At 60.3% G+C, this 6,180-nt stretch carries 7 protein-coding genes; 5 read left to right on the forward strand and 2 right to left on the reverse strand.

From position 1 onward, the window contains the following. Positions 1-61: 61 nt before the first annotated feature. Positions 62-520, forward strand: coding sequence for an Rsd/AlgQ family anti-sigma factor (locus WLY71_RS14995; protein WP_033053386.1), 459 nt, complete (start codon positions 62-64; stop codon positions 518-520). Positions 521-582: 62 nt separating this feature from the next. Here WLY71_RS14995 and WLY71_RS15000 read toward each other — a convergent pair whose 3' ends face one another. Continuing rightward, positions 583-1,248: an FKBP-type peptidyl-prolyl cis-trans isomerase gene (locus tag WLY71_RS15000; RefSeq protein WP_149631204.1), complete on the reverse strand. Its 666-nt coding sequence runs from the start codon at positions 1,246-1,248 to the stop codon at positions 583-585. A 192-nt stretch (positions 1,249-1,440) separates the two neighbouring features. Between WLY71_RS15000 and WLY71_RS15005 the strand changes: the two genes are divergently transcribed. Continuing rightward, positions 1,441-2,517 (forward strand): AlgP family protein, encoded by a 1,077-nt coding sequence (locus tag WLY71_RS15005; RefSeq protein WP_347804160.1) that lies wholly within the window; start codon positions 1,441-1,443, stop codon positions 2,515-2,517. Here the strand turns inward: WLY71_RS15005 and WLY71_RS15010 are convergent. Continuing rightward, complete coding sequence (locus tag WLY71_RS15010) at positions 2,514-2,978, reverse strand: TIGR02444 family protein (RefSeq protein WP_347804161.1); 465 nt, start codon at positions 2,976-2,978, stop codon at positions 2,514-2,516. The genes WLY71_RS15005 and WLY71_RS15010 overlap by 4 nt on opposite strands. A 50-nt stretch (positions 2,979-3,028) precedes the next feature. Here WLY71_RS15010 and WLY71_RS15015 point away from each other — a divergent pair, with 50 nt between their 5' ends. The 3 genes from WLY71_RS15015 to WLY71_RS15025 all read left to right on the forward strand — a co-directional run. After that, entirely contained in the window at positions 3,029-4,939 is a 1,911-nt protein-coding gene (locus WLY71_RS15015) for an ATP-binding cassette domain-containing protein (protein WP_347804162.1), read from the forward strand. Then, positions 4,939-5,520, forward strand: a complete 582-nt coding sequence (locus WLY71_RS15020) for a mechanosensitive ion channel domain-containing protein (RefSeq protein ID WP_347804163.1) — start codon at positions 4,939-4,941, stop codon at positions 5,518-5,520. Before WLY71_RS15015 ends, WLY71_RS15020 begins: the two co-directional genes overlap by 1 nt. Before the next feature lie 252 nt (positions 5,521-5,772). Next, a partial coding sequence (locus WLY71_RS15025) for a LysE family translocator (RefSeq protein WP_347804164.1) occupies positions 5,773-6,180 on the forward strand: 408 nt, incomplete at its 3' end.

The raw sequence follows: 6,180 nt of genomic DNA on the forward strand, positions 1-6,180 counted from the left end.
TTGACCTTCAAGTGTGCGACGGGTGTAGGGCAGCATGACCCACAAGGGAAGAGAGATCACCATGCTCGAAAGTTGTCAGAATGCTCAGGAACGTTGGGGTGGAGTGCATCTGCTGATCGATCGCTGGTTGCAGGAGCGTCACGAGCTGGTTCGGGCCTATGATGCTCTCGGCGCCAAGCCTGAGGCACTGGGTGAGAACCGTAAGCCGTTGCAGGAATTCTGCGGCGTGCTGGTCGATTACGTGTCTGCCGGGCACTTCGAGATCTACGAACAGCTGACCGGTGAAGCCAAAGCGTTTGGTGACACTCGCGGGCTTGAGTTGGCCGAGACCATCTACCCTCGCATCGATGTCATCACCGAGAAGCTGCTAGCGTTCAATGACCTGTGTGATGCAGGTCAATGCGTGGCAGAGAAATTCAAAGAGCTGGGTGGCCTGTTGCACGAGCGCTTCGAACTGGAAGACTGCCTGATCGAAGTGCTGCACACCGCTCACAAGGAAGAGGACCCGGTTCAAGCCTGAGCCCCTTCCTGCAAGACCTCCAAAAACGGTGCGCTATGCGCGCCGTTTTTCGTTGCCGGTATTCAGCTTGTGGCACCGCGCAATTCGACTTCGAATACCAGCGGTGTGAACGGCGCAATCAGGTCGCCGGCACCCTCGGCGCCATAGGCTTCGGCCGATGGAATCACCAAGCGCCATTTCGCACCGACCGGCATTTGCTGCAACGCGCTGCGCCATCCGCTGATCACGCTGTCGAGACTGAACCACTGCGGCTGACTGTTCTGATCGAACACCGTGCCGTCGGGAAGGCGACCGATGTACAGCACCTGGACTTTGCCGTTGGGGCCAGCTTTGGCACCAGTGCCTGGCGCCAACTCCGTTAGCAATATTCCATCTGCCAGTTCACGAACGCCCGGTCTGGCTTTTTCCTCGGCGAGAAAGGCCTGCTCTTTTTCGAGGGCGATTTCACTTTGCGGCGTGCTCGGTTGCAAGGCGACCTGGGCTTCGTGCTCGGCAAGAATCTGTTCGATCTGCTCATCTTTCAGCGCCAGGGGTTTGCCTTGATAGGCTTGTTGCAAGCCTTCGATCAGCGCCTGAAGTTGCAGATCGGGAACCTCCTGGCGCAGGCGTTCGCCGAGGCTTGCGCCCAGGCTGTAAGAGAGATCATGAGTGTCATTTTCTTTGGTTTTTTCGGCGGCCTGAGCCACGGAAAAAAACACGCACAGTGATAAAAAAAGGTAGCGCGACATGGGCACTCTCCGACCTGAGATGCGGGGGATTATGCCAGTGTGAATGCGCTCTACGGTGAACTGGTTTTGCGCAGGCGCAGAAGAATTTCAATCTGTTGCAACGCAGCGCTTTGGATACTGTCAACATGCCCTAGCGGCGGTAACAGCAGAGGTCTAGTATGAGCCGCACCCACGTCAGCCAGGAGGTAAACCATGTCGGCCACCAAGAAGCCTGTAAATACTCCGTTGCACTTACTCCAACAACTCTCGGGCAGCTTGCTCGAGCATCTGGAAAACGCTTGTTCCCAAGCCTTGGCTGATGCTGAAAAACTGCTCGCCAAACTGGAAAAGCAGCGCGGAAAAGCGCAGGAAAAATTGCACAAGTCCCGTACCAAATTGCAGGACGCTGCGGCGGCCGGCAAGGCCAAGGCACAAGCCAAAGCCAAGGGCGCGGTGAAGGAGCTTGAGGACTTGCTCGATGCCCTCAAGGATCGTCAATCCGAAACTCGCAGCTACATTCTGCAACTCAAGCGCGATGCTCAAGAAAGCCTGAAATTGGCCCAGGGCGTCGGTCGTGTACAAGAGGCTGTCAGCAAGGCGTTGTCCCTGCGTTCGGCCAAGCCTGCTGCGGCTCCTGCCAAGAAAGCCGCTGCCAAACCGGCTGCTGCAAAAGCACCGGCCAAGTCTGCTGTCAAACCAGTTGCCAAAGCACCGGTGAAAGCCGCAGCAAAACCTGCCGCTAAACCTGCGGCAAAAAAACCAGTCGCTGCTAGCGCTGCAAAACCGGCTGCTAAAACAGCCGCAGCAAAACCTGCCGCCAAGCCAGCCGCTGCCAAAACAGCTGCCGCTAAACCGGCTGCAAGAACCGCTGCTGCTAAACCGGCGGTGGCGAAAACTGCAGCGGCTAAAGCAGCTGCCAAACCGGCCGCAAAACCAGCGGCAAAAACTGCCGCAGCGAAACCTGCTGCCAAGCCTGCCGCGAAATCAGTCGCGACTAAAACTGCTGCCAAGCCAGCTGCAAAAGCTGCAGCCAAACCGGCTGCCAAAACTGCTGCTGCAAAACCTGCTGCAGCGAAACCAGCAGCCAAACCTGCCACTGCCAAACCGGCTGCAAAACCAGCGGTGAAAAAACCGGTTGCCGCCAAGCCGGCCGCCGCGCCAGTTGCCAAGCCAGCCAACCTGGCTCCGGCAGCAACGTCTGCTTTAGCAGCAGCTACCTCGACAGCCACGCCAGCGCCAACGCCGGCCGCCGCATCGATCGCAGCAACCACCCCAACCAGCGCTTCCTAAGTGCTGCTTACCGCGACGCGCAGCTGATGCAGCGCGTCGCGGTCCAGGTGGGCGGCGCCAGCCGTTACACCTTCCAGCCAGGCCGATAGATCGGTCGCCTCACCTTGCGGCCAACTCTGCGCCGATCGTTCCAGTCGCACCAACAGATGTCGCTCGGCTTCCGTTTCGAGTGCCTTCACTTGCTCGCGCAAAGCATTCAGTTCGCCATCGTCGGCGGCGACGACTTTCCAATTCACCCGCAAGGCTCGCAGCGGACGCACCACGTCTGCGTCCCACGGCTCGGCCACGCTACGCAGTTGCTGCAATCGGTGTTCGTTACAGACGACGCCACGTTCTCCCAGCCACAGCCCGCAGAGCAGCAAGCACACATTGATACCCGCCGACTGCAATTGCAGGCATACGGGTTCAACGCCGGGACGGGCGTAAGTACTAAGGGAAAAGCTCCACAGGTCAGAGGACATAGTGCTACTCGCGCCAGTTGCGAGCGAAGCTGGTAGACTCCGCCGCCATTATGATTCGACTTCAGAACCTGACTTTACAGCGTGGCCCGCAACGTCTGCTAGAAGACGCCGAGCTGACCCTGCACGCCGGCCACAAAGCCGGCCTCATCGGTGCCAACGGCGCCGGCAAATCGAGCCTGTTCGCCTTGCTTCTGGGTGACCTGCACCCGGACTCGGGTGATTGCTTTCTGCCGGTGGACTGGCGCATCGCCCACATGCGCCAGGAGATCGACACCCTCGATCGCGTGGCGGTCGACTATGTGCTCGATGGCGACCTGCGCCTGCGCGAGGTGCAACGCGACCTCGCGGCAGCCGAAGCGGCCCATGACGGTACCGCTCAGGCCCGCCTGCACTCGGAACTCGACAGCGCCGACGGTTACACCGCCGACGCCCGGGCCCGCAAGTTGCTGGCCGGCCTTGGGTTCACCAATGAACAGATGGATCGCCAGGTAGGAGATTTCTCTGGTGGTTGGCGGATGCGTCTGAACCTGGCGCAGGCTTTGATGTGCCCCTCGGACTTGTTGTTGCTCGACGAACCGACCAACCACTTGGACCTCGACGCCATCATCTGGCTCGAAGAATGGCTCAAAAGCTATCCTGGCACCTTGATGCTGATTTCCCACGACCGGGACTTCCTCGATGCAGTGGTCGATCACGTGGCCCACGTCGATCAGCGCAAGATCACCCTGTATCGCGGTGGTTACAGCGCCTTCGAACGCGCCCGTGCCGAGCGTCTGGCCCAGCAACAGCAGGCTTACGAGAAGCAGCAGGCGCAACGTGCGCACATGGAAAGCTACATCGCCCGTTTCAAGGCCCAGGCCACCAAGGCCCGTCAGGCCCAGAGCCGGATCAAGGCGCTGGAACGGATGGAAGAACTGTCCGCCGCCCACGTCGATTCGCCATTCGATTTCGTTTTCCGCGAATCAGTGAAAATCTCCAGCCCGTTGATTGACCTCTCCGACGCCCGACTGGGTTACGGCGAGCGAGCCGTGCTGGAGAAGGTCAAGCTGCAACTGACCCCCGGTGCACGGATCGGTTTGCTCGGCCCGAACGGCGCCGGTAAATCGACCCTGATCAAAAACCTCGCCGGTGAACTCGAGCCGTTGTCCGGTCGACTGACCCGTGGCGAGAACACCGTCGTCGGTTACTTCGCCCAGCATCAGCTGGATTCGCTCGACTCCAAGGCCAGCCCGTTGCTGCACATGCAGCGCCTGGCGCCGACCGAGCGCGAGCAGACGCTGCGCGACTTCCTCGGTGGTTTCGACTTCCGCGGTGCGCGGATCGATGAGCCGGTGCTGAACTTCTCCGGTGGCGAAAAGGCCCGTCTGGCGCTGGCGTTGATCGCCTGGGGCCGGCCGAACCTGCTGCTGCTCGACGAACCGACCAACCACCTGGACCTGGAAATGCGCCTGGCGCTGACCATGGCCCTACAGGAATTCAGTGGCGCGGTACTGGTGGTCTCCCACGATCGCCATTTGCTCAAAAGCACCACCGACAATTTCTATCTGGTGGCGGACGGCAAGGTCGAGGAGTTCGACGGCGACCTGGAAGACTACACCCGTTGGCTGGTGGACTACCGTCAGCGCAACGCCCCGGTCAGCAATACGCCGGTCAATCCGGACAAGACCGACAAGAAGGCCCAGCGCCAGGCGGCGGCCGCGTTACGTCAGCAACTGGCACCGCACAAGCGCGAGGCTGACAAGCTCGAAGCCGAGCTGGGCAAGCTGCACGAGAAACTGGCGAAGATCGATACCAGCCTCGGCGACAGCGACATTTACGAGCCCGCGCGCAAGAACGATTTGCGTGATCTGCTGGCCGAACAGGCCAAGCTGAAGGTCCGTGAAGCCGAGCTGGAAGAAGCCTGGATGGAAGCGCTGGAACTGCTCGAAAGCATGCAGGCGGAGCTGGAGGCGCTGTCCTGATGGAAGCCTTCAAGCTGCCATTGCCTGCTGTGTGGATCGAGCCGATCTGGCTCTTCGTGCAGATCCTGCTGATTCTGTTGGCGGGATATGTTGCCCAGCGCTGCGTCGCCAAGTGCCTGACTCGCCTGGGTGAGCGTTATCCGTTTCCGCCACAATTGCTGATGCCGCTGCGCGGTGGTCTGCGCTGGCTGATCATGGGCAGCGCGCTGATCTTCGTGCTGGAACGCCTCGGGGTGTCGGCGACGGTGCTCTGGACCGCGTTGTCCGGGTTTGTCGCGGTAGCGGCAGTGGCGTTCTTCGCCATGTGGAGCGTGCTCTCGAATCTGTTGTGCGCAATCCTGATCTTCACCGTCGGCCCGTTCCGCCTCGGCGACGTGGTCGAGTTGGTGGACACCACCGACAAGCCCGGCGTCAAAGGCCGGGTCGTTGCGATCAATCTGCTCTTTACCACGCTGATCGAAGCCGAAGAGCTCGGCACCGGCAGCGCCATGGTGCAAGTGCCCAATAGCCTGTTCTTCCAGCGCTCGGTTCGACGCTGGCGCGGCAGCGATGTATTCCCTTCCAGCGGTTTTGAAAAGTAAGACTTCTGTTGCCTGACAGACCGCTATCGCGAGCAAGCTCGCTCCCACACTGGGTCTTCAGTGAACACAATATTTGTGAACAACACTGATCCACTGTGGGAGCGGCGGTGCGACGATTCGACTTGCTCGCGAAGGGGCCTTAATGCTGTAAACGCTGGTCGGCCGACGCCCTGTCCCGCAAAAAATCGGTAGTCATCGGCCCAAAGCCGCATTAGCTTAGACGTCTGTCACGAGTCTGAGTCGAGGTGTGCGATGGTGCTTCAAACATGGCTGGCGTTTTTTGCCGCCTGCTGGGTGATCAGTCTCTCTCCCGGTGCCGGCGCCATTGCGTCGATGTCCAGCGGTCTGCGATACGGATTCTGGCGCGGTTATTGGAACGCCCTGGGCCTGCAACTGGGTCTGGCGTTACAGATTGCGATTGTCGCCGCCGGTGTCGGTGCAATCCTCGCGGCGTCGGCCACCGCTTTCTACGCGATCAAATGGTTTGGCGTGGCCTATCTGGTTTACCTGGCGGTCAAGCAATGGCGCGCGCTGCCCAATGACATGAGCGACGACGCTGCCGTCCGGCAAATCGGCAAGCCGATGGCGCTGGTGTTCCGGGGGTTCCTGGTGAACGTCAGCAACCCCAAGGCGTTGGTGTTCATGCTCGCGGTGCTGCCG

It is taken from the genome of Pseudomonas rossensis, assembly GCF_039888995.1.
GTDB lineage: Bacteria > Pseudomonadota > Gammaproteobacteria > Pseudomonadales > Pseudomonadaceae > Aquipseudomonas > Aquipseudomonas rossensis.

Excerpts from the sequence above, each read along its gene's own strand:
- WLY71_RS14995 (WP_033053386.1), top strand. The coding sequence starts at position 62 with ATGCTCGAAAGTTGTCAGAATGCTCAGGAACGTTGGGGTGGAGTGCAT.
- WLY71_RS15000 (WP_149631204.1), bottom strand. The coding sequence starts at position 1,248 with ATGTCGCGCTACCTTTTTTTATCACTGTGCGTGTTTTTTTCCGTGGCT.
- WLY71_RS15005 (WP_347804160.1), top strand. The coding sequence starts at position 1,441 with ATGTCGGCCACCAAGAAGCCTGTAAATACTCCGTTGCACTTACTCCAA.
- WLY71_RS15010 (WP_347804161.1), bottom strand. The coding sequence starts at position 2,978 with ATGTCCTCTGACCTGTGGAGCTTTTCCCTTAGTACTTACGCCCGTCCC.
- WLY71_RS15015 (WP_347804162.1), top strand. The coding sequence starts at position 3,029 with ATGATTCGACTTCAGAACCTGACTTTACAGCGTGGCCCGCAACGTCTG.
- WLY71_RS15020 (WP_347804163.1), top strand. The coding sequence starts at position 4,939 with ATGGAAGCCTTCAAGCTGCCATTGCCTGCTGTGTGGATCGAGCCGATC.